Annotated in this window: 24 protein-coding genes, 3 tRNA genes, 2 rRNA genes, 4 pseudogenes and 2 other annotated features; of the genes and pseudogenes, 11 read left to right on the forward strand and 22 right to left on the reverse strand. The window is 61.3% G+C overall.

All coding sequences use genetic code 11. The features are described 5' to 3' along the window. Positions 1-110 precede the first annotated feature (110 nt). Positions 111-599 (forward strand): hypothetical protein, encoded by a 489-nt coding sequence (locus Q5701_RS22120; RefSeq protein WP_306753075.1) that lies wholly within the window; start codon positions 111-113, stop codon positions 597-599. A gap of 396 nt (positions 600-995) precedes the next feature. Here the strand turns inward: Q5701_RS22120 and Q5701_RS22125 are convergent, their stop codons facing one another. From Q5701_RS22125 to Q5701_RS22135, 4 genes are read right to left on the reverse strand one after another with little or no spacing between them, the layout of a single operon-like run. Beyond that, positions 996-1,238, reverse strand: a complete 243-nt coding sequence (locus Q5701_RS22125; protein WP_306753076.1) for a hypothetical protein — start codon at positions 1,236-1,238, stop codon at positions 996-998. Positions 1,239-1,289: 51 nt separating this feature from the next. Next, the gene (locus Q5701_RS22130; protein WP_306753077.1) at positions 1,290-1,772 is read right to left on the reverse strand and encodes a hypothetical protein; all 483 of its coding nucleotides are present in this window, start codon (positions 1,770-1,772) and stop codon (positions 1,290-1,292) included. Beyond that, complete coding sequence (locus tag Q5701_RS23035) at positions 1,738-1,887, reverse strand: HWE histidine kinase domain-containing protein (RefSeq protein WP_373568590.1); 150 nt, start codon at positions 1,885-1,887, stop codon at positions 1,738-1,740. Before Q5701_RS23035 ends, Q5701_RS22130 begins: the two co-directional genes overlap by 35 nt. An 18-nt stretch (positions 1,888-1,905) precedes the next feature. After that, complete coding sequence (locus tag Q5701_RS22135; RefSeq protein WP_306753078.1) at positions 1,906-2,661, reverse strand: alpha/beta fold hydrolase; 756 nt, start codon at positions 2,659-2,661, stop codon at positions 1,906-1,908. A 597-nt stretch (positions 2,662-3,258) separates the two neighbouring features. Here Q5701_RS22135 and Q5701_RS22140 point away from each other — a divergent pair. Both Q5701_RS22140 and Q5701_RS22145 read left to right on the forward strand, forming a co-directional pair. After that, positions 3,259-3,645, forward strand: coding sequence for a septal ring lytic transglycosylase RlpA family protein (locus Q5701_RS22140; RefSeq protein WP_306753079.1), 387 nt, complete (start codon positions 3,259-3,261; stop codon positions 3,643-3,645). A gap of 330 nt (positions 3,646-3,975) precedes the next feature. Continuing rightward, entirely contained in the window at positions 3,976-4,593 is a 618-nt protein-coding gene (locus Q5701_RS22145; RefSeq protein WP_306753080.1) for a thermonuclease family protein, read from the forward strand. Positions 4,594-4,626: 33 nt separating this feature from the next. On the opposite strand, the gene Q5701_RS22150 is transcribed toward Q5701_RS22145, so the two are convergent. The 6 genes and pseudogenes from Q5701_RS22150 to Q5701_RS22175 form a co-directional block, all read right to left on the reverse strand. Continuing rightward, entirely contained in the window at positions 4,627-5,052 is a 426-nt protein-coding gene (locus Q5701_RS22150) for a phosphohydrolase (protein ID WP_306753081.1), read from the reverse strand. A 429-nt stretch (positions 5,053-5,481) separates the two neighbouring features. Continuing rightward, positions 5,482-5,607: pseudogene (locus Q5701_RS22155) on the reverse strand (GTP-binding protein); the annotation flags it as partial. Positions 5,608-5,673: 66 nt separating this feature from the next. Next, positions 5,674-7,797 carry an elongation factor G gene (gene fusA, locus Q5701_RS22160; protein WP_306753082.1) on the reverse strand — a complete coding sequence of 708 codons (2,124 nt, stop codon included), beginning with the start codon at positions 7,795-7,797 and terminating at the stop codon, positions 5,674-5,676. Between the two features lie 18 nt (positions 7,798-7,815). Next, complete coding sequence (rpsG, locus tag Q5701_RS22165) at positions 7,816-8,286, reverse strand: 30S ribosomal protein S7 (RefSeq protein WP_130991679.1); 471 nt, start codon at positions 8,284-8,286, stop codon at positions 7,816-7,818. A gap of 12 nt (positions 8,287-8,298) precedes the next feature. Continuing rightward, entirely contained in the window at positions 8,299-8,670 is a 372-nt protein-coding gene (gene rpsL, locus Q5701_RS22170; protein ID WP_042252808.1) for a 30S ribosomal protein S12, read from the reverse strand. Positions 8,671-8,903: 233 nt separating this feature from the next. Beyond that, positions 8,904-9,728 (reverse strand): glycosyltransferase, encoded by an 825-nt coding sequence (locus tag Q5701_RS22175; protein ID WP_444875302.1) that lies wholly within the window; start codon positions 9,726-9,728, stop codon positions 8,904-8,906. Then, positions 9,714-9,949, forward strand: a sequence feature (16S ribosomal RNA rRNA prediction is too short). It overlaps the preceding gene by 15 nt. Positions 9,950-10,115: 166 nt before the next feature. Here Q5701_RS22175 and Q5701_RS22180 point away from each other — a divergent pair. The 5 genes from Q5701_RS22180 to Q5701_RS22200 all read left to right on the forward strand — a co-directional run bounded on the left by Q5701_RS22180 (position 10,116) and on the right by Q5701_RS22200 (position 13,897). Then, positions 10,116-10,192: transfer RNA gene (locus Q5701_RS22180), tRNA-Ile, on the forward strand. A 92-nt stretch (positions 10,193-10,284) separates the two neighbouring features. Then, positions 10,285-10,360, forward strand: a tRNA-Ala gene (locus tag Q5701_RS22185). 316 nt (positions 10,361-10,676) lie between these two features. Continuing rightward, positions 10,677-13,514 (forward strand): 23S ribosomal RNA (locus Q5701_RS22190). Positions 13,515-13,643: 129 nt separating this feature from the next. Continuing rightward, a 5S ribosomal RNA gene (gene rrf / locus Q5701_RS22195) occupies positions 13,644-13,758 on the forward strand. Between the two features lie 62 nt (positions 13,759-13,820). After that, a tRNA-Met gene (locus Q5701_RS22200) sits at positions 13,821-13,897 on the forward strand. A gap of 146 nt (positions 13,898-14,043) precedes the next feature. On the opposite strand, the pseudogene Q5701_RS22205 reads toward Q5701_RS22200, so the two are convergent. Together Q5701_RS22205 and Q5701_RS22210 are read right to left on the reverse strand one after the other, a co-directional pair. Continuing rightward, a pseudogene (locus tag Q5701_RS22205) lies at positions 14,044-14,981 on the reverse strand (IS3 family transposase); the annotation flags it as partial. After that, positions 14,578-14,694, reverse strand: a sequence feature (AL1L pseudoknot). (Overlaps the previous pseudogene by 117 nt.) 5 nt (positions 14,982-14,986) lie before the next feature. Further along, complete coding sequence (locus Q5701_RS22210; RefSeq protein WP_306753083.1) at positions 14,987-15,421, reverse strand: hypothetical protein; 435 nt, start codon at positions 15,419-15,421, stop codon at positions 14,987-14,989. Between the two features lie 519 nt (positions 15,422-15,940). Between Q5701_RS22210 and Q5701_RS22215 the strand changes: the two genes are divergently transcribed. Together Q5701_RS22215 and Q5701_RS22220 are read left to right on the forward strand one after the other, a co-directional pair. Continuing rightward, positions 15,941-16,501: a YceI family protein gene (locus Q5701_RS22215; protein WP_306753084.1), complete on the forward strand. Its 561-nt coding sequence runs from the start codon at positions 15,941-15,943 to the stop codon at positions 16,499-16,501. A 7-nt stretch (positions 16,502-16,508) separates the two neighbouring features. Next, positions 16,509-17,072 (forward strand): cytochrome b, encoded by a 564-nt coding sequence (locus tag Q5701_RS22220; protein ID WP_306753085.1) that lies wholly within the window; start codon positions 16,509-16,511, stop codon positions 17,070-17,072. A gap of 159 nt (positions 17,073-17,231) precedes the next feature. Here Q5701_RS22220 and Q5701_RS22225 read toward each other — a convergent pair. Then, positions 17,232-17,501, reverse strand: a pseudogene (locus Q5701_RS22225) (transposase); the annotation flags it as partial. 14 nt (positions 17,502-17,515) lie between these two features. After that, positions 17,516-17,677: a hypothetical protein gene (locus Q5701_RS22230; protein ID WP_306753086.1), complete on the reverse strand. Its 162-nt coding sequence runs from the start codon at positions 17,675-17,677 to the stop codon at positions 17,516-17,518. A 403-nt stretch (positions 17,678-18,080) separates the two neighbouring features. Here Q5701_RS22230 and Q5701_RS22235 point away from each other — a divergent pair, with 403 nt between their 5' ends. Then, complete coding sequence (locus Q5701_RS22235) at positions 18,081-18,314, forward strand: zinc finger domain-containing protein (protein WP_306753087.1); 234 nt, start codon at positions 18,081-18,083, stop codon at positions 18,312-18,314. Positions 18,315-18,348: 34 nt separating this feature from the next. Here Q5701_RS22235 and Q5701_RS22240 read toward each other — a convergent pair whose 3' ends face one another. From Q5701_RS22240 to Q5701_RS22275, 8 genes and pseudogenes are all read right to left on the reverse strand, one after another. Next, positions 18,349-18,879, reverse strand: coding sequence for an ATP-dependent DNA helicase (locus Q5701_RS22240; protein ID WP_306755471.1), 531 nt, complete (start codon positions 18,877-18,879; stop codon positions 18,349-18,351). Further along, positions 18,846-20,645, reverse strand: a pseudogene (recD2, locus tag Q5701_RS22245) (SF1B family DNA helicase RecD2); the annotation flags it as partial. The gene Q5701_RS22240 and the pseudogene recD2, both read right to left, overlap by 34 nt. 14 nt (positions 20,646-20,659) lie before the next feature. Next, positions 20,660-20,950: a CcdB family protein gene (locus Q5701_RS22250; RefSeq protein ID WP_306753088.1), complete on the reverse strand. Its 291-nt coding sequence runs from the start codon at positions 20,948-20,950 to the stop codon at positions 20,660-20,662. After that, positions 20,938-21,192 carry a type II toxin-antitoxin system CcdA family antitoxin gene (locus Q5701_RS22255; RefSeq protein ID WP_306753089.1) on the reverse strand — a complete coding sequence of 85 codons (255 nt, stop codon included), beginning with the start codon at positions 21,190-21,192 and terminating at the stop codon, positions 20,938-20,940. The genes Q5701_RS22250 and Q5701_RS22255 overlap by 13 nt, the downstream gene beginning before the upstream one ends. A gap of 153 nt (positions 21,193-21,345) precedes the next feature. Then, on the reverse strand, positions 21,346-21,609 hold the full coding sequence (tnpB, locus tag Q5701_RS22260; RefSeq protein WP_306753090.1) for an IS66 family insertion sequence element accessory protein TnpB: 264 nt from the start codon (positions 21,607-21,609) through the stop codon (positions 21,346-21,348). 89 nt (positions 21,610-21,698) lie between these two features. Then, positions 21,699-22,688: a tyrosine-type recombinase/integrase gene (locus tag Q5701_RS22265; RefSeq protein ID WP_306753091.1), complete on the reverse strand. Its 990-nt coding sequence runs from the start codon at positions 22,686-22,688 to the stop codon at positions 21,699-21,701. Further along, complete coding sequence (locus tag Q5701_RS22270; protein WP_306753092.1) at positions 22,685-23,599, reverse strand: tyrosine-type recombinase/integrase; 915 nt, start codon at positions 23,597-23,599, stop codon at positions 22,685-22,687. Before Q5701_RS22270 ends, Q5701_RS22265 begins: the two co-directional genes overlap by 4 nt. Further along, positions 23,593-24,822, reverse strand: coding sequence for a tyrosine-type recombinase/integrase (locus Q5701_RS22275; RefSeq protein WP_306753093.1), 1,230 nt, complete (start codon positions 24,820-24,822; stop codon positions 23,593-23,595). Before Q5701_RS22275 ends, Q5701_RS22270 begins: the two co-directional genes overlap by 7 nt. Positions 24,823-24,960: the final 138 nt, after the last annotated feature.

Consider the following 24,960-nt stretch of genomic DNA (forward strand, 5'->3'; position numbering starts at 1 on the left):
AGGCAGAGGAGACAACGAATGGCTGCGAACCTCGAGCAGCCGCAATCTGGCTGGCGTCAGGAATAGCACCGAAGGCAACAGCGGGAGCAGAAGTGGAGGCGCTCGCGAGGGTGGAGCCAGCGACGTCGGAGGCACTGGCAGCGGCAGCAGCAACGGCGGCAGTGGCAGCGGCGGCGGCAGTGGCAGTGGAAGCAATGGCGGGAGTGGCAGCGCGGGCGGCGGCGGCAGTAACGGGAACGGCGGCGGGAGTAACGGGAACGGTGGCGGCAATGGGAACGGCGGCAGTAACGGGAACGGTGCCGGAAACGGGAACGGTGGCGGCAACGGCAACGGTGGTGGAAACGGAAACGGCGGTGGTAATGGCAACGGCGGCGGCAATGGGAACGGTGGCGGAAATGGAAACGGTGGTGGAAACGGCGGTGGTAATGGCAACGGCGGCGGCAACGGGAACGGCGGCGGCAATGGGAACGGTAGCGGTGGCAATGGTGGTGGGAAGGGCGGCGGAGGCGGAAACGGCGGTGGCAATGGTAACGGTGGCGGTGGGAAAGGTGGCCGAGACTAAACCCAAAACTTGCACCCTTCAAACCTCCTTATTGTAGGCGGCCCTGACCTATAGGGACTCGGTAACCTGACGCATCTTGCACACGACGCTTAGGGGTCGTTCGGGCAGAAATGGGCCATGCGCGTGAACGATCGCTGCATGATCCGCCAGACCGGGCAGGAGGCCTGCCTTGCCTTCGGCAAACACGGGCCATCCAAGCCTTCCTGGATGGTTAGCCGATGCGACTTTCAGGTGCCGTATCGATTTGTGACCGTCTGTACTTCTGCAAGGCCGTGACCCTCAGCGCCGCCTTTCCATGAGCAGTGTTGGCGCGGCACCAAGCCTCGGCTTTCGTCGTCATGGGTTTCTTGCTCATCTTCGCTCCATAAGGGCTACGATGAGCCAAAAACCCTCCATCACGCAATCTGCCTAATCTGTCCCATGGGCGCTGACGTCAGACAATGACCACGAACTCCGCAAACCGCTCGGTCAACTCGGGATGCTCGAGCGGGGACGGGTCAAACTGAAGCCCGGGGATGGCACCCAGACCAACTCCAAGCCCTATACAGACGATCGGCAACGAAAGCGGAAGACGCCGTAGCGCCAAAGGTAGCCACGCAACCAGCGCAATCAGCAAGCCCAAGCCCATCAGAAGGAGGATATAGGGATCCGGGGGCTGGGTCAGATTTTCAAACATATGGTCACTTTCAGAGCCGCGCGCAGAGCATGGCAAGACAGCAGGGTGTGCTTACTCTGCCATCCGTGCACCGCTCAGCGCCAGGGTGATGATCGCACCGCTGTCAGACCAGTTATAAGTGACCGTACCACCCAGCTGGCCCTCGATCGTCTGCTTGACCAGGCTGCTGCCATAGCCAGTCATCTCCGGCCTGGCGTCGACCGGCGGGCCGCCCTGCTCAGTCCAGTTAATCTGCACGTCCTCGCCCTTCATGGACCCCGAAATATCCAGCGTCCCTTCATCGACTGACAGGCTCCCATATTTGACGGAGTTCGTCGCCAGTTCATGGACCGCAAGGGCCAGCGCGGTTGCGGTATCCTGCCCGACGCCCATCCGCGGCACCCCAACCCGGATGCGCCCCGAAAACGCCCCGTCGTCGTCATAGGGCGTCAGCAGCACCGTGAAGATATCGCCAAGAAGCGCCGTTCGGCCCTGGCCACCCGGCAGGGGACGCACCAGATCATGCGCCCGGTCCAACGCTGTGAGCCGGGTCATCAGCTGCCTGGTTGGTCATGTCTTCGATGGAGTGCGAAGAGCGTGAAGTGATCCGCGTCAGCCCCAACGCGATGGCGAGAAGGTTCTTGAAGCGGTGGCTTATCTCGCCAGCCAACAGTTCAAGCCGGCTGCTTCAGGCCGTTGTGGTGCTGCCTGTTGACGCAATCCCCTGCCGGATCAGACGCAGTGCTTCATCCGGTGCATCCCATGAGATGTAGTGGCCGGCCTGATCCACCCAGTGGAGCCGCGCCTCGGGAAACGCCTGCATTGCCTGCTCCGCCTGCCGTGGCAGCAGCAGCCGATCCTTGCGTCCCCAGACGATCGTCACGGGCCCCGGCGTATTCGCGGTTCCTTCCTGTATCGGCCCTTCGGCCAGATCGCGCACCAGGTCCTTGAAGGTCGGGGTGCTTGCAAAGGAACGAAGCTCCCGCAGCGCGGTCTCCTGCGGAACCTGCCCCGGCTTTGCCGAGATTTGTGCCAGAAGGGCAGCGCGACCGGCTTTGTAGCGTGTCAGAAACGGAAGCGCCCGGCGGGCGATCCTCGAGATATTGCCACCAGCAATGAGCGACGCCTTAAGGTACTTCCGCTCCCTGTCATTCCAGAAGCCGCCCGGGCCAAGTGCGACCGTAGCGCCGACAAGGCCGCGGCGGGCCATCTCGAGCACCACTCGTCCGCCCAGCGACATGCCAACGGCAGCGATGCCTTCAAAACCTTCGGCCCGGATGAAGTCGGCCACTTCATCGGCGATGCCACCGAAGGTGCTCGAGCCAGGCGTCACGGGCGACGCGCCATGGCCTGGCAGATCCAGCGCAATGACTTCGTTTGTGTTCGCCAGATCGGCAGCAAGATTGTCCCATGAGGCGATGTTGCCGCCGAGGCCGTGCAGCATGAGTAGCGGCCTTCCCGAGCCTTGCCGGGTGAAGTTGAGTGTCGAGGCGGGATTGGGCACTTGCGGCTGCATCGGGTTTAACGCGGCGAGTGCGGGAAACGATCCAGGCGGGTTCGCATCGGCCGGGATCCGCGACAAGCCCTTATCGGGCGCCGTGTCCCCGCACCGAAGACCCCGTCGACGCCCGCTATGTAATAGCCACACGCGGCGAGCTCTTGTTAGATAGCAGCACGGTCGGCCTGCGTCAGGCTTGGCTGTGCTTCAGCCTGAGCGCCCTGTCCTCCGCAGCGGTTGCTGCCCTCCAGCGTGGAAGGCCACGAGTCTGGGTTTGAATCAGAGGGTGTCATAAGGCCTCACCCATATCTGAAATAGGTGGGCTCAAGGTCATTTCGGGCCCATTCTGTCAAGGAACTGCAGGTAATGATCTAACGACCTGCCCTAGGTGGCGGATACCTGCCTGTCGCGACAAGCGTCGGTGGCGAGGTCTCGCTCGAAGCGGGGGGCGGGTAGAACCAAGGCAATGCTTTCATTGCGCCGGGAGCAGTCAGCGTCCAGACGGCACGTGACAATGAGACATGTCCCATTCCGAGGTGACCCTTGATCAAGCCGAAATTCATTCGCCAAGCTGCAATTGCAGCAGTCACTTCTTTGGCGATGGTACCTGTCGCTTTGGCGCACGAAGGCGGCTCTGCCGGGAAGCAGCAAGCCGGAATGGCTTCCTGGTACGGACCCGGCTTCCACGGGCGCCAGACAGCGAACGGTGAGACCTTCGACATGAACGATCTGACCGCCGCTCACCGGACCTTGCCTTTCGGAACGCGCGTCCGCGTGACGAACGAAGCGACTGACGAGTCGGTTGTGGTGCGGATCAACGATCGTGGTCCTCACGCACGTAGCCGGCTGATCGATCTTTCCAAGGAAGCGGCAGAGGACATTGGCCTCGTTTCGGCCGGGGTCGGCCGCGTGAAGCTCGAGGTGCTTTGAAGCGCTTGACGATGAACCTTTTGTCTGGATCAAGCGGAACTCTCGTTTAGCTGACCGGTACAGGAGAGTGAGGCATAGACGGGCGCTATTATTTTCCGGTGCCCTGGGACGGGTCTGGCATCCAGATCGCCTTTCAATGCGCTTTCGTCCGTGCGGCTCGCATGTCTTATAGCTTTTCCTCTGCCCTATCTGACTCATTTAGCCGTCCCGTTTGGTTGTGCCTTTCGAGACCCACCGCCAACCGGCGCCTACTGCTGTTCAGCACCTGAACCCTATGGATGCCGCTGGGCCCACATTGCCGCATCTCCGTAGACCACCAATCGTGAGCGCTTGGGTATTGCCGATGCTCTGCGCCTGTTAGACATCGCTGGCATGAAGAAGAGCCGTAAAACAAAGCGCCGTGCAGGCCCAAGGGTCTGGCTTGCCGCCATCGCCCTTGTCGCCGTGCTGTTCCTGATCGAAGATGGCAATCCGCAGCTGCGCCAAGCGCTCATAGAGATGCTGCAGGAGGTCATCACCGGCGAGCCTCTGGCCGATCAGCAGGCAGGGAATGCCACTGTCACTGACGGTGATACCCTGGACGTGGCGGGAGTTCGTGTGCGGCTTTTCGGTATCGACGCACCTGAAGCGGGACAAACATGCTGGCGCGCTGGTCGGAACTGGGCATGCGGGGCATATGCCAAGGAGGCTCTTGTTTCTGCCATCGCCGGTCAGGAGGTCAGATGCGAGGAGCAGGACAGGGACCGCTATGGACGGATCGTCGGGATCTGCCGGGCAGGGGCAGAGAACCTGAACGGGTGGATGGTCGAGAACGGATGGGCCGTCGCTTACCGGCAATACGGCGGCCGCATTTATGATCCGGAGGAAGTCGTGGCTCGGGTGGCGCAGCGCGGGATCTGGAGCAGCGAGTTCGTCATGCCGTGGGACAGGCGGAAGGGCGAGCGGTGAGACCCAGTAGGCGTGCCGGAAGGCTCCGCCTCTTTACTCGGGCGACATGCCCAGCGCCCTGAGCGCCTCTACGTATTTCTGCGACCGCTGCACATCGGACTGCGTGGGATTTGCAAGGCGGGTCATGTCGAGGTTGTCGCGCAGGTCCGCGATCTTGGCGGTCCGCGCGATGGGATTGCGCGCCGTGCGGTCCACGAAGTCGACGTAGGTCTCGCCCTTACGCCGGGTCATGGCGTCAACCGCGGCTACCAAGTCTTCTGATAGACCCTCCCTGCGCAGGTCCTCGAGCGTCAACTCGCTGTCCTCGACCAGATCGTGAAGCACAGCCACGATTTGCTCAGTCCTGGTCGAGCAAGCGTTCATTACCCGCAGCGGGTGCAGGATAAACGGCTCTCCTGCCTTATCCCGCTGCCCACGATGAGCACCGGCTGCGATCTCTATCGCGCGCTCCAGATCCATGGCTGCATCCTCCGGCTGACTCGGCGGCCAGTTGTAGAGGAAAAGCGCCCCGCAAGTCACAGCGGGGCCAGTTCCAACAGGGAGTTTTGCTCAACGGTCGGCCTGCCGCCTTGTTCCAGCCAGTTGCAACGAGTGGCACCGACCTTGAGCGGCAGGTGCGAACCGCGAACCGGGTGCGAACCCCAATTTTGGAGGTGCAACTAGAGAATGTGCGGGACAAAGCCCACCGCATACGTGACCGCACCGGAAGGACCCAAAAAGAGCGGGGTCTCAGGTCGAATGCAGGGGGCGGAGCTAAGACTGGAAACAGGAAGGGTCTGTTGAGCGCGGATTGGCATGGGACTTGCATCCCATGCCACTAAGACAAGCACAATTACGCCTTTCTGTTGCGCCTGCTGCGGAGAGCGCCAAGACCTGCGACTGACACCCCCAAGCCCGGAATTCGCCGAAATACTTCGTGATCGCAGCCGTCAGCGTCGTCTTGCCGTGGTCAACATGGCCAATCGTGCCAATGTTGACATGCGGTTTCGTCCGTTCAAACTTTGCCTTTGCCATAGCGCAGGATTCCTCAATTCATCAATTCATGGGGAGATGGGCGGGACCAAGGCCCCGCCCCGCCGGTCAGGCGTATTTCTTCTGGATCTCGTCCGAGATGTTCTGCGGCACGGCCTCGTAGTGGTCGAACTGCATCGTGAACACCGCGCGGCCCGAGGACATCGAACGCAGGTTGTTGATATAGCCGAACATGTTGGCCAGCGGCACGAAGGCGTCGATGACGTTGGCATTACCGCGGGTATCCTGGCCACGCACCATGCCGCGACGGCTGGTCAGGTCGCCGATGATCGAACCGGTGTATTCTTCCGGCGTCACAACCTCGACCTTCATGATCGGTTCCAGAAGCTTCGCACCGGCCTTGCGCAGGCCTTCGCGCATCCCGGCACGGGCCGCGATCTCGAACGCGAGGACCGAGGAGTCGACGTCATGGAAGGCGCCGTCCAGCAGGGCCACCTTGAAGTCGATCACCGGGAAGCCTGCCAGCGGACCCGAGTCCATCACCGACTTGATGCCCTTTTCGACGCCCGGGATGTATTCCTTGGGCACCGCGCCACCGACGATCTTGGATTCGAAGGAATAGCCTTCGCCCGGTTCGGTCGGCGTGATCGCCAGCTTGATGCGGGCGAACTGACCCGTACCGCCGGTCTGCTTCTTGTGGGTGTAGTCGATCTCGGCCGGTTGGCTGATCGTTTCGCGATAGGCCACCTGCGGGGCGCCGATGTTTGCCTCGACCTTGAACTCGCGCTTCATGCGGTCGACCAGGATGTCGAGGTGAAGTTCGCCCATGCCCTTCATGATCGTCTGTCCCGACTCCAGATCGGTTTCGACGCGGAAGGAGGGGTCTTCGGCAGACAGGCGCTGAAGGGCCAGGCCCATCTTTTCCTGGTCGGCCTTCGACTTGGGCTCCACGGCGATCTCGATGACCGGCTCGGGGAAGGTCATGGTTTCCAGGACCACCGGCTTCGCCGGATCGCACAGGGTGTCCCCGGTGGTGGTGTCCTTCAGACCCGCCAGGGCGATGATGTCGCCTGCAAAGGCTTCCTCGATTTCCTCGCGGTTGATCGAGTGCATCATCATCATCCGGCCGACGCGCTCGCGCTTGCCCTTGGTCGCGTTCAGCATCTGGTCGCCCTTCTTGAGCTGGCCAGAATAGATGCGCGTAAAGGTCAGCGAACCGACGAAGGGGTCGTTCATGATCTTGAACGCCAAGCCCGAGAAGGGCTGCGCGTCATCGGCACGACGCTCGATGTCGCGGGTTTCAGTCTCATCGCCCGGTGCAAAACCCAGATAGGCGGGCACGTCCAGCGGCGAGGGCAGGAAGTCGATGACCGAGTTCAGCAAAGGCTGCACGCCCTTGTTCTTGAACGCGGAGCCGGCCGTGACCGGGAAGAACGACAGCGACAGCGTGCCTTTGCGGATCAGGGCGCGCAGGGTCGCCTCGTCAGGCTCATTGCCTTCCAGATAGGCTTCCATCGCGGCGTCGTCCTGTTCGACGACCAGTTCGATCAGGTTCATGCGCCATTCCAGCGCCAGGTCGTTCAGGTCGGCGCGGATCGGCCTGCGCACCCAGGACGCGCCCAGATCCTCGCCTTCCCAGACCCATTCTTCCATCTTGATCAGGTCGATGATGCCTTCCAGCTTGTCCTCGGCGCCGATCGGCAGGGCGATCGGGCACGGGGTGCCGCCGGTGCGGTCCTTGATCATGCGCACGCAGTTGAAGAAGTCGGCGCCGATCTTGTCCATCTTGTTGACAAAGACGATCCGCGGAACCTTGTAACGGTCGGCCTGGCGCCAGACGGTTTCGGTCTGCGGCTCGACGCCGGCATTGGCGTCCAGCAGGCAGATCGCACCGTCCAGAACGGCCAGCGAGCGCTCGACCTCGATTGTGAAGTCGACGTGGCCCGGGGTGTCGATGATGTTGAAGCGGTACTTGGTATCCGAAGTCCCTTCCGAAGAGGGGTCTTCCTGACGCTGCCAGAACGTGGTGGTCGCGGCAGACGTGATCGTGATGCCGCGTTCCTGTTCCTGTTCCATCCAGTCCATGGTCGCGGCGCCGTCATGCACTTCGCCCAACTTGTGCGACTTGCCGGTGTAGAAAAGGATGCGCTCGGTCGTCGTCGTCTTGCCCGCATCGATGTGGGCCATGATGCCGAAGTTGCGATAACGCTGCAGCGGATATTCGCGTGCCATGGGGTGGATCCTTTCGCCTTACCAGCGGTAGTGGCTGAACGCCTTGTTGGCGTCGGCCATCTTGTGCGTGTCTTCGCGTTTCTTGACGGCAGTGCCGCGGCCGTTCACGGCATCGGCCAGTTCGCCGGCAAGGCGTTCTTCCATCGTGTGTTCGTTGCGCTTGGCGGCGGCGGTGATCAGCCAGCGGATGGCCAGGGCCTCGCGGCGGATCGGACGGACTTCGACGGGAACCTGGTAGGTCGCACCGCCGACGCGGCGCGAGCGCACCTCGACCGAGGGCTTCACATTTTCCAGGGCTTCGTGGAAAACCTCGATCGGCTCGCGCTTCAGACGGGTCTGGACACGGTCCAGGGCCGAATAAACGATGCGCTCGGCCACCGATTTCTTGCCGTCAACCATCAGGTTGTTCATGAATTTGGTCAGCACGCGATCGCCGAATTTGGCGTCGGGCAGGACTTCGCGCTTTTCAGCGGCGTGACGACGGGACATGGATGCCTCTCCTTATTTCGGACGCTTGGCGCCGTATTTCGAACGACGCTGGCGACGATCCTTGACGCCCTGGGTGTCCAGCACACCACGCAGGATGTGGTAACGGACACCCGGAAGGTCTTTCACGCGGCCGCCACGGATCAGCACAACGCTGTGTTCCTGGAGGTTGTGCTTTTCGCCCGGAATATAGGAAATGACCTCGAAGCCGTTGGTCAGGCGCACCTTGGCGACCTTCCGCATGGCGGAGTTCGGTTTCTTCGGCGTCGTGGTATAGACGCGCGTGCAGACACCGCGTTTTTGAGGGCAGCCTTGCAGGTGCATCGATTTGGATCGCTGCACTCGCGGCTGCCGCGGCTTGCGGATCAGCTGTTGGATCGTCGGCATTCGGTTCCCCGTCTTGCTCTGTCAATACTCGCAGCAGGTTTGCTGCGCCGCTTCTCGACGGCACGTCGCGCGAATCGCGAAATGCCAAACCCATCCGGCCCCGGTTCAGGGGTGGAGGGAAAAATTCCAGAGGATCGAGGCAGTTACAGGCCCGGATCGTGACCACAAAAGGTTCTGGCCCCCGGCCGGTTTCCCGGCGGGTTTGCGGCGTATAGGGGGAATCGCCCAAGCTGTCAACATGACGGGCCGGTTCCATCCGCTGCGCAAAGGCGCCGGGCCAGCCTGTCCAGGGTTGCGCGGTCCCGGCCAAAACGCAAGCTCAACTGGCGGTCCAGGGCGTCGGGCGCGATATCCCAGGGCAGGCCCGGGCCTATGTCGCCGGAATCGCTGTCGGCATGGATCCCGCGGATGAACATCAAGGGCCGCGTCACGGCCACCCCCGGCATCCACAAGGGCAGCCTTGTGTGGTTGAAATGAAGCGCGGTCTTGGGCTGATCCGGGCGCAGGAAAATGGTCAGGGCCACCCCCATGTTATGGGCGATGCGGGGAACAAAGCCTGCGCCTTGCGCCCCCACCTGCATCATCAGCCCGCGCGAATGATCCAGCGACAAATGGCCTTCCAGACGCCACAAACCCTGGACTTGCGCAAAATCGGCCCGCGCGCGGGCGACGTAATCCAGCGCCACGGCATCATCGTCGTCATGGCGGAAATAACCGATCGCATCTGCCGCCGGATCGACATGGGCCGCGATGGCTGCGCGGCAGGCATCCAGATGGCGGTCCATGGGCGGGACCAGTTCCAGGCGCAGTTGCGGATGGCCCGCCGCCAGATCCCGCAACTGCGACAGATAGGGGTCGGGCAGGTCGGGACCGGTCATGATGACCAGAGTGAAATCGGGATCGGTCTGGGCCAGCCAGCCGGGCAGGGCCAGGGTGGTGAACCACAGCCACCGGCGGGCCAGCCGGGCCGGGTCATACAGAAAGGCGCGCCGTTCCTCGATCCCGGCATGGTCGCGCTGATAGAGCGTGTCGCGGGCATCGAGATTCAGGATTCCCAGCTTGCCTATGATGTGCTTCCCTTCTGCTGAGGCAGGTATGGGGGAGTTGATGGGCAAGCCACATCCAATGGAGCTTCGGACGCGGCCATGGGAGTTGGGTCTACCCGACGGCCGTGCGCTAACCCTTTCGGGGGAGGCAGCGGACCACGGTAGGCTCAGCGACTGGGGTGAAGTCGTAACAAGGTAGCCGTAGGGGAACCTGCGGCTGGATCACCTCCTTTCTAAGGACGATCCTGGCATCATGGCCTGTTCATTCGGGTTCATGATCGTGGATCAACTTAGCAGGCATCCAGATCAGGATGCCACAAGATGACGGCCGGACCGTCCTCATATCCCTTCAGTGTCAGAAAGCCAGGCCCGCCTGTTTGCAGTGGCCGGCCTTGTTATGGGTCGGTAGCTCAGGTGGTTAGAGCGCACGCCTGATAAGCGTGAGGTCGGAGGTTCAAGTCCTCCTCGACCCACCATTCCCCTTGGTCATGGTGGGCCTTGTCGGAGAGTCTTTCGCTTGCGCGTTCCCGGGTCTTCGGGCGTCGCGGGCCTCGACCCCCCTGCTTATGGGGCCTTAGCTCAGTTGGTAGAGCGCCTGCTTTGCAAGCAGGATGTCATCGGTTCGAATCCGTTAGGCTCCACCAATTCCCGTCGACATGATCAGACAGCACCCTTTGGTTCTGTCTCGTCCTGTCGGACGCCGGCTTCCTTCGGGGAAGCCTTTTAACATCGTTCAGAGAGATAATCAGCGTTGTCGGCTGTATCCGCGTGAGGATGCAGCGGCGGAGGGTCTTCGGACCCGATCGCAACGGCGGCGTTGTCCAAGTCAAGTACACTAACCAAAGTCCCTTCTTCAGGAAGGGGCGGGAATAGTATGCATGCGATGCGGAAGCGAACGGGAGCGGGCACACAAAAGGCCGCTTCCTGGAGGACCCACAAAGTCTTTCTTCTTCCGGATCAAATCAAGCGCGATAAGGGCGTTTGGTGGATGCCTTGGCAGCAAGAGGCGATGAAGGACGTGATACCCTGCGATAAGCCATGGGGAGCCGGGAATAGGCTTTGATCCATGGATCTCCGAATGGGGAAACCCACCTGACTGTTTGCTGTTGTTATCCTTTCGGATATCAACAGTGGGCATAACCAGGTATCTTTTACCTGAATACATAGGGTTTAAGAAGCGAACCCGGGGAACTGAAACATCTAAGTACCCGGAGGAAAGGAAATCAACCGATACTCCGCTAGTAGTGGCGAGCGAACGCGGACCAGCCGAGCCTTGAGGATGACCAGAACAGACTGGAAAGTCTGGCCAGAGCGGGTGACAGCCCCGTATGGGAAGTCTGATGGGACATATTAAGTAGGGCGGGACACGTGAAATCCTGTCTGAAGATCGGGGGACCACCCTCGAAGGCTAAGTACTCCTTGCTGACCGATAGCGAACCAGTACCGTGAGGGAAAGGTGAAAAGCACCCCGACGAGGGGAGTGAAACAGTTTCTGAAACCGGACGCCTACAAGCAGTCGGAGGGGCCTTTATTGAGCCCTGACGGCGTACCTTTTGTATAATGGGTCAACGACTTGGTCTATCTAGCAAGCTTAAGCCGTTAGGTGTAGGCGCAGCGAAAGCGAGTCTTAAATGGGCGCATGAGTTAGATGGATCAGACCCGAAACCGAGTGATCTAGGCATGAGCAGGATGAAGGTTGGGTAACACCAACTGGAGGTCCGAACCCACACCTGTTGAAAAAGGTCGGGATGACTTGTGCCTAGGGGTGAAAGGCCAATCAAACTCGGAGATAGCTGGTTCTCCGCGAAAGCTATTTAGGTAGCGCCTCGGACGTATCCCTCGGGGGGTAGAGCACTGCATGGATGATGGGGGCCCACAGCCTTACTGAGTCTAAGCAAACTCCGAATACCCGAGAGGACTATCCGGGAGACACACGGCGGGTGCTAACGTCCGTCGTGGAGAGGGAAACAACCCTGACCAACAGCTAAGGCCCCCAATTCGTGGCTAAGTGGGAAAGCATGTGAGACTTCCAAAACAACCAGGAGGTTGGCTTAGAAGCAGCCATCCTTTAAAGATAGCGTAACAGCTCACTGGTCTAATCAAGAGGTCTTGCGGCGAAGATGTAACGGGGCTCAAGCCACGAGCCGAAGCTTTGGATGTGCATTTATGCACGTGGTAGCGGAGCGTTCTGTGATATAGGACGCTGCCTCTTCTGACCCTTCGGGGGCAGCGGAGGCAATGTTCTGACTGTGAAGCTGGGCCGTGAGGCATCCGGTGGAGTGATCAGAAGTGAGAATGTTGACATGAGTAGCGACAAACAGGGTGAGAGACCCTGTCGCCGAAAGTCCAAGGGTTCCTGCTTAAAGCTAATCTGAGCAGGGTAAGCCGGCCCCTAAGGCGAGGCCGAAAGGCGTAGTCGATGGGAACCAGGTTAATATTCCTGGGCCAGGAGATGGTGACGGATCCCGAGGGTAGTTCGATCTTAACGGATTGATCGGGCTGCTTAGGGGTTCCTGGAAATAGCCCTCCACAAGACCGTACCCTAAACCGACACAGGTGGACTGGTAGAGAATACCAAGGCGCTTGAGAGAACCACATTTAAGGAACTCGGCAAAATACCTCCGTAAGTTCGCGAGAAGGAGGCCCGATTGGTGCGCAAGCATCGGTCGGGGGCACAAACCAGGGGGTGGCGACTGTTTACTAAAAACACAGGGCTCTGCGAAGCCGCAAGGCGACGTATAGGGTCTGACGCCTGCCCGGTGCCGGAAGGTTAAAAGGAGATGTGCAAGCATTGAATTGAAGCCCCGGTAAACGGCGGCCGTAACTATAACGGTCCTAAGGTAGCGAAATTCCTTGTCGGGTAAGTTCCGACCTGCACGAATGGCGTAACGACTTCCCCGCTGTCTCAAATGTGGACTCAGCGAAATTGAATTGTCTGTGAAGATGCAGACTTCCCGCGGTTAGACGGAAAGACCCCATGCACCTTTACTACAACTTCGCACTGGCATCAGGATTGCGATGTGCAGGATAGGCGGTAGACTTTGAAGCGGGGACGCTAGTCCTCGTGGAGTCATCCTTGAGATACCGCCCTTCGCACTCTTGATGTCTAACCGCGGCCCGTTATCCGGGTCCGGGACCCTGCGTGGTGGGTAGTTTGACTGGGGCGGTCGCCTCCCAAACAGTAACGGAGGCGCGCGAAGGTTGGCTCAGAGCGGTCGGAAATCGCTCGTTGAGTGCAATGGCAGAAGCCAGCCTGACTGCAAGACTGACAAGTCGAGCAGAGACGAAAGTCGGCCATAGTGATCCGGTGGTCCCGAGTGGAAGGGCCATCGCTCAACGGATAAAAGGTACGCTGGGGATAACAGGCTGATGATGCCCAAGAGTCCATATCGACGGCATCGTTTGGCACCTCGATGTCGGCTCATCTCATCCTGGGGCTGGAGCAGGTCCCAAGGGTATGGCTGTTCGCCATTTAAAGAGGTACGTGAGCTGGGTTTAGAACGTCGTGAGACAGTTCGGTCCCTATCTGCCGTGGGTGTTGGAGACTTGAGAGGAGTTGCCCCTAGTACGAGAGGACCGGGGTGAACGTTCCACTGGTGGACCTGTTGTCGTGCCAACGGCAGTGCAGGGTAGCTATGAACGGACAGGATAAACGCTGAAGGCATCTAAGCGTGAAGCCCCCCTCAAAACAAGGTCTCCCTTGAGAGCCGTGGAAGACCACCACGTCGATAGGCCGGAGATGTACGTGCAGCAATGCATTCAGTTGACCGGTACTAATGGCTCGATAGGCTTGATTTGATCCGGAAGAAGACAGACTTCCGTGTGCGCAGGCACACAGAACTGAAATCTTCCAACGCATCCTTGGACAACATCGTCCCGCAATCCCCCAAAAGGGCCGCGGGACAACGCTGATCGCCTCTTTCCCGGTCTGGTGGCCCTAGCGCGAGCAAAACACCCGATCCCATCCCGAACTCGGCCGTTAAGTGCCGCTGCGCCGATGGTACTGCGTCTCAAGACGTGGGAGAGTAGGTCACCGCCAGACCTGGAAAGACGCGATAAAATCTCCCTGAAAAACGATGAAAAAACCGACACCGACAACCCTGCCGCGGGGTAGAGCAGCCCGGTAGCTCGTCAGGCTCATAACCTGAAGGCCGCAGGTTCAAATCCTGCCCCCGCAACCAAAAACTGCAACCGTTCTTCTCGACGCGCAACGCCAGGACGCCCGGGTGAATGCAGCGCCGCTCTCGTGCAGCGCTCTGATCTTCGCTTGCCCCTTGCCATGGCAACCTCCTTCAAAAGGGTGTCGCGACGACCGGTTGAGATCGCCCTGGCTGCCGCGATCGCTATGATGGATCAGGTTGTCGGCCTCGCCCGGCGCGCGCTGGCAGATGGCCTGGTTCAGGGCGTCGAGCACGAAACCGGTGGTCATCGAGGTCGAGACACGCCAGCCGACAATCTTGCGAGCGAAGACATCGATGACGAAAGCCACGTAAACCATGCCCTGCCAGCTTGAGACATAGGTGAAATCCGACACCCAGAGCTGGTTCGGCATATCCGCAACGAAGGACCGGTTCACCTTGTCATCGGGACAGGGTTGGGCGGTATCGGGATTGGTCGTGACCACCTTCTTGCCGCGCACAACGCCTTGTAAGCCCATCACCTTCATCAGCCGCTCCACCGTGCAGCGGGCGATGTCGCGTCCTTCGCGGCGCAACTGGTGCCAGACCTTGCGCGCGCCATATCTGCCTCGGCTGCCATCGAAGGCCTGCTTGATGGCGGCCATGTCCAAGCGATCCTGCCTGGCCCGATCCGACGCCAGATCGGGATTACGCTCTACGGCCTTGAAGGCATGATACGTCGATGGTGCGATCCCCAGAACCCGGCAGATCGGCCCGACACCATGGACACAACGGTGATCGTCGATGAACGCGATCATTTGCGGAACGGGCGGTCGAGCTCCGCCGCAGCGAAATACGCGCTGGCCTTCTTCAGGATCTCATTGGCCTGGCGCAGTTCGCGGACCTCGCGCTCCAACTCCCTGATCCTGTCCTTCTCGGCGCTCGTCGGCCCGGTGCGGTGACCGGCGTCACGCTCGGCCTGCTGGCACCAGACACGCAGACTGTCAGGCGAACAGCCAAGCTTCGGCGCGATCGCCTTGCACGCCGCCGTATCGCTGGCATAGCTGGCGCGGTTCTCTCGAAACAGCCGAACACCGCGTTCGCGAAGTTCAGCCGGATAGGCGGGGGTGAATCTCGGCTTTGACATAGGGCTCATCCTTTGAGTGTTTTACTCTCCGGTAAACCCGGCCGGTTCAACCTGACCCAGCTCCTTGTGAACCAAGTGCGTTGCCCAAAGCTCTCATCGAAGCGTTGGGCAAGGACGGGCGCCTCCTTCGCGGACGGCTTTTGCTTCCAAAGCTTCAGATCACGGTAGAGGCACCAGATCTGGTCCCGGACCGTTTCCAGCTTGCGCGTCTGTTCAGGTGTTTTCGGCATCAGCTTTTGCAGCAGCCGCTCGGCTTGCACCCAGCACAGCGCATGATTGGGGATGCGGAACTGTCCGGCATCGTCGGACACGACCACCGTGTTGCCCATCAGGCCGTGGTGGCGCACCGCGCCCCAGAGGGCCGCCTCGGTGATCTCGCGCACCAGGGTGCGGTCGAAGACATCCAGGCGCAGCCTCACCAGATGATCATACCAGGCCATCTGCGAGGCAAATGATTTCTCGGGATGGGCGGCAAGCCGGGTGATGACGTCGTCCGCTGACGTCTACTTCGGGCGCGGCCCGGCCATCCTGGCAAAAAGGGGGAAGATCAAGAAACTGACCATCCAGAACCGGCGCTTGAACCATCAGCGCCAGGCAGCATAACTTCAACCCACAGAGCCAGGGCCCCCCAGACCAACATCAGGCCGCCTGTTCCAAATCATTCGACGACGGACACAGCCCAATACAGTGGGCAAGGCTGAAAGGAAGGCGGCATAGCCCAGCCTCTTGCATTTGTGGTGCAGCTTGATGACGACTACGCCACGGTCTCAAGGTCTGCTCCGGTCCTTTTCCGGACTTTCCATCCCCTGACTCCGCGGCGAGGTACGAAGGTCGCAAGCGCGCTCCAGAGAAGAATGCGTTGTCGGAACTTCCACCCGCCAGAGGAACGTCGGGGGCGGATCTCCAAGTTCTCCGAAATGATGTCGGCATATTCGGGAAAGCGGTGGTATGCTTGGCTCATGCTGCGCGCTCTTCTCTTCCTCCTCTTGATGGTGGCGCCGTTGCCGGCACTCGCGGCTTCGTGGGCGCTCCTGTCGGATACGAAGATAGAAGTTTTGGTGCCATGGCGCGGCCTGACCGTCCGGATCGACTTTCCGAAATACGGAGGGCTCATTGAGTTCGACGAAAAGCGGCCCGAAGCGGCAAAGGCCCGGATCGATGTCTGGGCGGGATCGGCACAGACCGGACTGCCGCCCGCCGACCGGATGGCGCTGTCAGAGCAGTTCCTCGCTGCCGACCAATACCCGATCATCCGCTTCGATCTGGATCGGCTGGTTCTGACATCGCGATCAACGGCAGACATCCATGGGCGGATCACGTTGCGCGACGTGACGCGCCCCATCCTCTTCAAGGCAGAGGTCTATCGCTACGGTCCGTCAGAGGCCGACCCGGACCGCTTCCAAGCCGGGTTCCTGCTCCACGGCGCCATCGACCGGACGGATTTCGGGGCAACGGGGGCGCCTGGCGACGTTCCCGACGTCTTGCGGGTCGAGATCCGGCTGGACATGATCGAGAAGTGAGGCCGCCATGCCGCTGCGGGATACAAAGGCACGCTGGGGCTGGGTTTCGCAACTGTTGCACTGGACGATGGCGGCGTTGATCTTTCTGCAACTCGGAATCGCGGCCTACATCCTGTCGGTCGAGGATCTGGTTAGGCGCTTCGACGCCGATCAGCTGCACAAGAGTTGGGGGGCGGTCATCTTCTGCGTGGCTCTCATCCGTGCCGCCTGGCGCCTCTCGCACCAGGTTTCGCCTCGAATGCCGCCGCACATGCCCGCCTGGCAGGTTCGGGCTGCGCGCCTCAGCCATCTGGCCCTCTACCTGTTGCTCTTCGCGCTGCCGATCTCGGGATGGGTTTATGCATCAGCCTCACCCCTCCAGACGCTGTTGGGCATCGAAAATCGGGTTTTCAACACACTCGTCCTGCCCGACCCGTGGTCCGCGGGCGACCAGGTGGTTGCCGACGTTGCCTATGTCGTTCACCGCGCCTGCGCACTTTGCCTCGTCCTGTGTCTGTCGGTTCACGTCGCGGCCGCCTTGAAACATCACTTCGTGGATCGCGACGGCATCTTGTTGCGCATGCTTCCCTGAAGGCTCACAAGCCGGCTGAACCTGCAAGGCTCTGTCGCAAACGGCGGGACAGGACATATACGGTTGGCGACGTCTTTGGAGCTAGGCGACCAATAGGCAGAACTGCTGAAACGGACGCAGCTCGGGCCTGAACTGGCCCTTTCGGATCATGTTTACTGTGGAGCTGTGCCAGCCGGCACCATCGAGAACGCGGAGCGCGTGTGCACCGGGCGATACCTGCCCGCTGATTTCGGCCAGGTGGGCGTTCATCGCCTCCGTGTTCGCGTAGGGCATGACGAGCGCCGCACCGGTCCTGCGGGCCGGGCAGACCGCCCCGAAGATGTAGGCCCAGGCGTAGCGGCAGTCTTTTGGCGCCCGCGGGCGTGTGCCCTTTCTCGCCCACACGCGTGTCAAGGTTCCCTGCTGGCCCACCCTGGTCTCGTCCTTATATGAGGGTTCAGCAGTCAATCGGTCATTTTTGTTTCCTTCGATCCGTTAAGCGGAACTGTGTTCCTGTCGACGAGGTCCCCGAGGGCATCCGACGTTCCGTCAGTGATGTTGGTGGCGCTGCCCCTCCGGGTGAGTTTGCCCGGAATGGTCGTGCTCGGAATGATCAGCATGATCATGGACCGAGGCCTCGGCCACCTCTTGCGCTTGGCCCAGCAACTCGGTCTGGCCCGACAAGTAATGGATCAGGACGCTGAAAATCCTCGCGCCCTCCCTGCTGCCGCAGAAAGGGAAAAGGTGGACGACTTTTACGCCGCCCGCAGCAGCTCCATGCCGCCGCTTCCGTGGACTAGTTTCTCACCGCCGTTCTCACTCATTAGATTTGCAATGGTTTTGTGGGCAGGCTCCTGCCTATGGTAACCGAAACAGACCATAGCCCTTGCATGGACTGTGGCCCCGACACCCACCGGGGCTGGTCTTCAACTGTGGCCTCAGGTCGAGGCATGAGGCTTTGCCGCAGGATTTCAGCAACCGGCTTCAGACCGTGGCACGCCATCCCCATGAGACAGGGAGGACACGTCCATGCCCGACTTCACCGCGCATCACCATCCGGCCTTGGCAGTCGGCTGTCCCACCTGCGGCAAGGCACCTGATGAATGGTGCTGCGGCGTCATTGGCCAGCCGTCGCGCGATCTGCACCGGGCGCGTCAGGCCGAGGCGGACCGGCAGTTCATCGACCAGCATGGCTACGGGGCAGCCATAATCCAGGCCGCGTCCGGGTGGCTGATCGACCCTCAGGGCTGTGCCCGGGACTGACGGCCCAGGTCCTGGATGCAATAGCTGCGGCCGGTCACAAGGGACCCGCCGCAGCCAGCCATTCGTCGAGCTTCGACCAGCGGCGGCGTCCCGAGACGTTCTTCACGGCCATGGCGACTGCCTTCTTCTGGCCCACGAGCACCACCAGCTTCCGGCCGCGGGTCACGCCGGTGTAGAGGAGGTTGCGTTGCAGCATGGTGAAATGCTGGGTCATCACCGGGATGACCACGGCCGGGTATTCCGAGCCTTGGCTCTTGTGGATGGTGGCGGCATAGGCCGGCACCAGGGTGTCGAGTTCGCCAAAGGCGAAGGTGACGGTGCGGCCGTCGAACTCGACCGCCACCTCGCCTTCGTCAATGTCGACATCCTCGATGGTGCCGATGTCGCCGTTGTAGACATCCTTGTCGTAGTCGTTCTCGATCTGCATGACCTTGTCGCCCGGCGCGAAGGTCCAGCCGAACCGTTCGACCTTTTTCTCTCGATGGTGCCGATGTCGCCGTTGTAGACATCCTTGTCGTAGTCGTTCTCGATCTGCATGACCTTGTCGCCCGGCGCGAAGGTCCAGCCGAACCGTTCGACCTTTTTCTCGCCTGCGGGGTTCAGCACCTTTTGCAGCTCGATGTTGAGCGACCGGGCTCCGACACCGCCCCGGTTCATCGGGCAGAGCACCTGGATGTCCTTGATCGGGTCTAGGCCGAAGCGACGGGGAATACGCCGGCTGACCAGTTCCACGATGCGCGCTACGGCTTCCTCGGGATCGCGGGCCGGCACGAAGTAGAAATCCGCCTCCCCATCCGGAGGTGCGAGGTCGGGCAGGCGTCCGGCATTGATCGCATGCGCGGTGGTGATGATCTTGCTTTGCGCGGCCTGGCGGAACACCTCCGTCAGGCGCACCACCGGCACCGCCCCCGAGCCGATGATGTCCGCCAGCACCTGACCAGGCCCCACAGAGGGCAGCTGGTCGATGTCGCCCACCAGCAGGAGCGCGGCTGAAGGGGGCAGGGCCTTCATCAGCGACTGCATGAGCGGCACGTCGACCATGGAGCTTTCGTCGACCACCAGCAGATCGCAGTCGAGCGGGCTTTCCTCGTTGCGCTTGAAGGCAAAGACCTTGGGATCGAACTCCAGCAGCCGGTGGATGGTCTTGGCCTCCAGCCCGGTGGTCTCGGTCATGCGCTTGGCGGCGCGGCCCGTGGGCGCCGCGAGCAGGAGCTTCACACCCTTGGCCGCGAGGATGCGCAGGATGGCGTTCACGATCGTGGTCTTGCCCACACCGGGTCCGCCGGTGATCACCGTGACCTTGGATCTGAGCGCCAGGCGGATCGCCTCGGCCTGGCTCGGCGCCAGGCTGAGCCCGGTCTTGGTCTCGATCCAGGGCAGGGCGCGATCGGCATCGATGGCAGCCCAGGGCAGGGGGCCTCTTCGCAGCCGTTCGAGGTGCCCGGCGATGGCGCGCTCGGCCTGGTAGAGCCCGGTCAGGAAGATGCAGTCCGCCTCGCCCACCCGGTCTGCGGTGACCGAGCCCTCGGCAAGCTCCTCGCTGATGGCGCTCACGATCAAAGCGGGCGGCACTTCGAGGAGCTTTTCGGCAAGGGCTGTCAGCTCCGCCCGCGGCAGTCCGCAGTGGCCGTCACCCATGGCTTCGCTCAAGGCGAAAGACACGCCTGCACGAACGCGAATAGGGGCCGTCTTCTCGATGCCGAGCTTGCCGGCGATGAGATCCGCAGTGCGAAAGCCGATGCCGCGAATGTCGCGGGCCAGGCGATAGGGGTTCTCGCTCATCACCTGCACGGCGTCCGTGCCGTAGGTCTTGAAGATCCGCACTGCGCGTGCGGTGCCTACGCCATGCTGGTGCAGGAACACCATGATCTCGCGGATGACCTTCTGGTCGGCCCAGCCGGCGGTGATCTTGGCCGCGCGAACCGGGCCGATGCCGCCCACCTCGCGCAGGCGTTCGGGCTCGGCCTCGATAATGTCGAAGACGTCCTTGCCGAAGGCTTTCACCAGACGCCGCGCGTAGACAGGCCCGATCCCGCGGATCATGCCGGAGCCCAGGTATTTCTCGATGCCCTCGATCGAGGAGGGCGAGGAGGTCTTCAGGAACTGCGCCTTGAACTGCAGGCCATGGGTGCGGTCGTTGAGCCACAGACCCGAGGCGGTAATCCATTCACCTGCCGAGATCATCGCGGCATGGCCGACCACCGTGATCAGATCGCGGTGTCCGCGTGCCTTGACCCGCAGGACACAAAAGCCGCTCTCGGAACTGTGGAAGGTGACCCGCTCGACCAGGCCGGCCAGGACTTCCGTTTCGCCCTGGGCCTCTGGCGTCATGGGCTGCACCGTCGCTACACGCCGCCCATCAGGACATCCACGGCGCGGGTGATGTCATCGCCATGCCGGGCGACATTCCCGATGCGACGCAGTCTGGATCGGCGCACCGCCGCGATCAGCCGGGTGGCCAGGACGAAATCCTGATCCTCATGTCGGATGACGGGGTTCAGTTGCCTGACGGCAGGATAGTCGGCAAGAAGCGGAATGACGACGATCGCGGGATCAGGCGGCAGGAGGTCGCTTTCGACAACCACCATCAGGACACCACCATGTTCAGCTATGTCGAAGCGGCTCAGCTTTTCCACGATGCAAGCCCGGGCGATGTCATGATGTCGGCCAATGGATGACCGTTGCGATCATGCCAGTCAGCCTGCGCCGTAAAGGCATCGGCGTTGTCATCAAGCCACTGGCGGCGACGGACATCAGCGACAGCGCGCCTAAGGGCTGTGTCGGCGACTGCCGAGACATTGATCCCTAAATCCCGAGCGGCCTCGAGTGCGGCGGCATCAAGGGACAACGAGGTTTTACGCCGGGAAGCTACAGGCATGCATTTGCTCCTTGCTACCGCATGAAGATACTGCACCCGCAACCGCATCAAAAGAGTGAAATGACATGAGCGGTCAAAGGAACCCTCCGGCGAACTAATGGATTATGCTCCATAACATCGATTATTAGCCCAGGAGGTATAGCCGGGGTGGATTCACAAACGAAGTGCAAATGCCAAAGTAATACAGGTATTTGCATTGAGGTTGACGAATGGCTTCCCACTACCAGCACCTGAGCTTTGAAGAACGTCGCAAGATTGCCAAATGGCATCCCAAGCCAGCAGCTTGATGCGGTCAGCGCGTTTGGAACGGAAGACAAAGACCGCCCCACAGAACGGATCCAGCCCGAACATCTCCTGGACTGCCAGGGCCAGGCCGTCGATACCCTTGCGCTTATGTAGTGCACTACATAACCGCAACTATGCGGGGATCATGATTATGCGGAGTCGAGGACGTTGACGTGCGCATTTCCGGGTCTCACGACATCTGTCGACTCCACATAACTAGGCTATCGCGCAGCGAGCATTGCGATCAATTTGTCCGGCGGGCGGAATTTGCCTGGCTTGATGCCGAGCGGCGCCAAAGCGTCGAGCATCTCGAGTTTTTCGGCCGGGTCAGCGCGCAAGTAGATCTCAGTGCTCTGGAGAGTGGCATGACCAAGCCACAGTGCTACCTTGCGGATATCCCGGGTGGCCTGAAGCATGTGCATCGCGCAGCTATGCCGCAGAACATGAGGCGATATTGGCTTGGCGGTAAGCGAGGGCGCGACCTTCGCAGCTACCGCGGTGTGCTTTGCCAGGATATATTCGAAGCCGGCGCGCGTCATCGCCCGGCCGGCCTTGTTGAGGAAGAGCGCGGTGTCGCCATCCTTGGGTCTGACCGCGACCCAGGCCCGGATTGCGCCGGCGGTCTCCTGCCAGAGTGGCAGCACGCGCTCCCGCCGTCCCTTCCCGATAATATGGATGCTGGCCGGCGACCGTCCATCGAACTGGTCGAGGGCGAGACCCACCAGTTCGGAAACGCGCAGCCCGCCGGCGAAGGCGAGATGCAGCATGGCCCGATCGCGAATGCCCGATGGTGTCCGCCGGTCCGGTGCGTCGAGCAGCGCTTGAACTTCGGCGCGCGAAAGGGAAGCGATCAGCGCCTCGTCGACCTTCTTCATTGGAATGGCGTGCACCCGAAGGGCCTGATCGAGAACCGCGGGGACGCGGTGCTCGAGATAGCGGAAGAAGGACTTCACGGCCGCCAGCCTTGCGTTGCGCGAACGGGCCTTGTTGCCGCGCGCCTCCTCGACATGTTCGAGAAAGGCAAGGATCATCGGCACGTCGAGATCCTCAATCTGCAGCAGGCAAGGCCTCTTGCGCGATCGTCGCGCGGCGAACGTCACCAGCAGCTGGAAGCTATAGGCATAGGCATCGCAGGTATGCACACTGGCGCGTCGTTCGCGGGGAAGGTGTTCGCGAAGGAACGCGGTGAGATGCGGGGCGAGCTGGGTCATGCCGGCACTCCCTGATGCAAGGCCTCGCCGGCCGCCGCCATGTGCGCCATCAGCTCGGGCGTCGCCTCAAGATACCAGTAAGTATCGGTCACATGGGCGTGCCCCAGATAGGTGCTCAGGGCGGTGATATGCCGGGCTACCGCCTGGGCATCGTGCGCACAGCGTTCGAGAGAGCGAACGGCGAATGTGTGACGAAGATCGTGGATCCGTGGTCCTTGTGATCCTGGAGCGCCGCGCAAGCCGATCGATCGAATGATTTGCAGGAAGACAGTTATCACTGTCGGATAGGCGGGCGGCGTTCCCTGATGCGAAATGAAGAGTGCATCGCTCTGGCTCGAGGCCTTCAGGCGAGTGGCGAGGTATCCGTCCAAGGCGCGCCGGGTCGTTGAATGGAGCGGCAGCAACCGGCTCTTTTTGAACTTGGTCTGGGCAATGATCAGCCCATCGTCGGTCACGTCCGGCAGCCGAATGGCAAGCGCCTCCGAAACGCGCATGCCGGTCGCCGCGATCAGCCCGAACATCGTGGCGTAGGTGATCGGTCGGATCGAACCGTCGGGACCAATGTGATGCGCGGCATCGATCAGCCGTCGGATGTCTCTGGGATCGTAGATATAGGGTGTGCGGCGCCGGTGAGTGGCGCGGCCGAAGAGGTCAGCCGAGGGCACCTCATGGCGCGGATCTTCGGCATGCAGCGCGACCGCGAAGCGGCGCACCGTCAGCAGACGGTTGCGTCGTTGCTCGGGCGATGGTGCCTGCAGTGCCCACTCGCGCACGGTCGCCGTCGTGACGACACGCTCACCGCGATGCTCGGCGAAGGCGACAAAGTTGCGCAGCAGGATGCCCGGGGTCCGGAACTTGAATCCCAGTGCACGGTGCAGCGCTGCATGATCGGCAAGGAGTTGACTCAGCATGCCAGCTCCCCCGGCCAGGGCTGGGCAATCTGTTCCAGCATCGCAATGTCGACCTTGGCGTAATGCGCGGTCATATCGAGCGAACGATGACGCAGCACCGTGCCGACAGCCTCGAGCGTGGCGCCCGAGCGCAGCATCGAGGTCGCCGCAGAGTGACGCAGCAGGCTGGCTCCGGTCGATGGAGCATCGGAAATGCCCGCCCGCTTCAGCGCTAGTGCTACGATCGTAGAGATGTGGCTGGACTGCGAGAATGATCGGTAGGGTGCGACCATCATGAGAAAGACCGCCTCTTGATCCACGCGCGGCCGTTCCTGCTCGATGTAGGCGAGGATCGCATCGCCGACGTCCTGCGGGAGCGGCAGCCGAACCTGCCGGCGCGCTTTGCCACTCAAGCGCAGCATGCCAGACGTCCAATCGAGATCGCTGAGTCTGAGTCCAGCGACATCCCCGGCCCGCAGCCCCAGACGTGCGAGCAGGAGCAGGATCGCACGGTCCCGTAGGCGCCCCCTGGTAAGTTGATCGCAGGATGCAACGACGCGTTCGAGATCGGCGGCAGCAAGATACCGTGGCAAAGACGAAAGGCGCCATTGCACGACCGGCGGGATGGCGTGATCAAGGTTGGGGCGACAGAGGCCGGCACCCGCGAGGAAACGAAGATAGCTGCGCAAGGTGCTCGTTATGGTCCGCAGGTTCGCCGGCCCGGTTCGCTCGCGCCACTCGCGGACAACATTGCGGACTAGGGCGGCATCATAGTCGTGGGTCGCCGTGCCAAGTTCCGACAACAACTTATGCAGGTGGCAAAGATGGCGGGCGATCGTCCGTTCCGACAGCCCCCGGTGGACGCGCAACCAGTTCCGATAATCGTCAAGCAGAGGATAGGTCGAGGCGACCTTCACGGATGGGTGCGCGACACCTTTCCTTTGCAGGAAAACAACGAACCGGCCGGCTCGGCGCGAATATTTTGAGGAAATCCGCAGCCATCGCCGCCCACCAGGACATCGACACCGATGTTCGGCAAAGCGACGAACGACATCGTCACCAATGTCATCGATCGCGATACCTGCGCTACCAAGCCAAGCCGCAAAATGACGCGCCGAGGCCGTGTAGCCTTCAATCGTCAGCGGCGTATATCTCTGAGCGGCAAGGTCGGCCGCGAACTGATCGATCCACGACGACAACGGTCCCGGATCGAGGATCCAGTGATTACGACTATTGGCATCCATCTTGCTCTCCTCACGATGATGAACCATCGCGAGGGAGCATAGTTATGCGGAGCGGAAGCCTACTCTCTGGCTACCGAGGTATCGGTAAAAATACCCTAATCTATCGATCAGCAAGGCCAACTCCGCATAATTATGAAA

This window comes from Paracoccus actinidiae (assembly GCF_030863885.1).
Classification (GTDB): Bacteria; Pseudomonadota; Alphaproteobacteria; order Rhodobacterales; family Rhodobacteraceae; genus Paracoccus; species Paracoccus everestensis.

Excerpts from the sequence above, each read along its gene's own strand:
- Q5701_RS22125 (WP_306753076.1), bottom strand. The coding sequence starts at position 1,238 with ATGTTTGAAAATCTGACCCAGCCCCCGGATCCCTATATCCTCCTTCTG.
- Q5701_RS22130 (WP_306753077.1), bottom strand. The coding sequence starts at position 1,772 with ATGACCCGGCTCACAGCGTTGGACCGGGCGCATGATCTGGTGCGTCCC.
- Q5701_RS22135 (WP_306753078.1), bottom strand. The coding sequence starts at position 2,661 with ATGCTGCACGGCCTCGGCGGCAACATCGCCTCATGGGACAATCTTGCT.
- Q5701_RS22150 (WP_306753081.1), bottom strand. The coding sequence starts at position 5,052 with ATGGATCTGGAGCGCGCGATAGAGATCGCAGCCGGTGCTCATCGTGGG.
- fusA (WP_306753082.1), bottom strand. The coding sequence starts at position 7,797 with ATGGCACGCGAATATCCGCTGCAGCGTTATCGCAACTTCGGCATCATG.
- rpsG (WP_130991679.1), bottom strand. The coding sequence starts at position 8,286 with ATGTCCCGTCGTCACGCCGCTGAAAAGCGCGAAGTCCTGCCCGACGCC.
- rpsL (WP_042252808.1), bottom strand. The coding sequence starts at position 8,670 with ATGCCGACGATCCAACAGCTGATCCGCAAGCCGCGGCAGCCGCGAGTG.
- Q5701_RS22210 (WP_306753083.1), bottom strand. The coding sequence starts at position 15,421 with ATGGCCTGGTATGATCATCTGGTGAGGCTGCGCCTGGATGTCTTCGAC.
- Q5701_RS22215 (WP_306753084.1), top strand. The coding sequence starts at position 15,941 with ATGCTGCGCGCTCTTCTCTTCCTCCTCTTGATGGTGGCGCCGTTGCCG.
- Q5701_RS22220 (WP_306753085.1), top strand. The coding sequence starts at position 16,509 with ATGCCGCTGCGGGATACAAAGGCACGCTGGGGCTGGGTTTCGCAACTG.
- Q5701_RS22230 (WP_306753086.1), bottom strand. The coding sequence starts at position 17,677 with ATGATCATGCTGATCATTCCGAGCACGACCATTCCGGGCAAACTCACC.
- Q5701_RS22235 (WP_306753087.1), top strand. The coding sequence starts at position 18,081 with ATGCCCGACTTCACCGCGCATCACCATCCGGCCTTGGCAGTCGGCTGT.
- Q5701_RS22255 (WP_306753089.1), bottom strand. The coding sequence starts at position 21,192 with ATGCCTGTAGCTTCCCGGCGTAAAACCTCGTTGTCCCTTGATGCCGCC.
- Q5701_RS22265 (WP_306753091.1), bottom strand. The coding sequence starts at position 22,688 with ATGACCCAGCTCGCCCCGCATCTCACCGCGTTCCTTCGCGAACACCTT.
- Q5701_RS22270 (WP_306753092.1), bottom strand. The coding sequence starts at position 23,599 with ATGCTGAGTCAACTCCTTGCCGATCATGCAGCGCTGCACCGTGCACTG.
- Q5701_RS22275 (WP_306753093.1), bottom strand. The coding sequence starts at position 24,822 with ATGGATGCCAATAGTCGTAATCACTGGATCCTCGATCCGGGACCGTTG.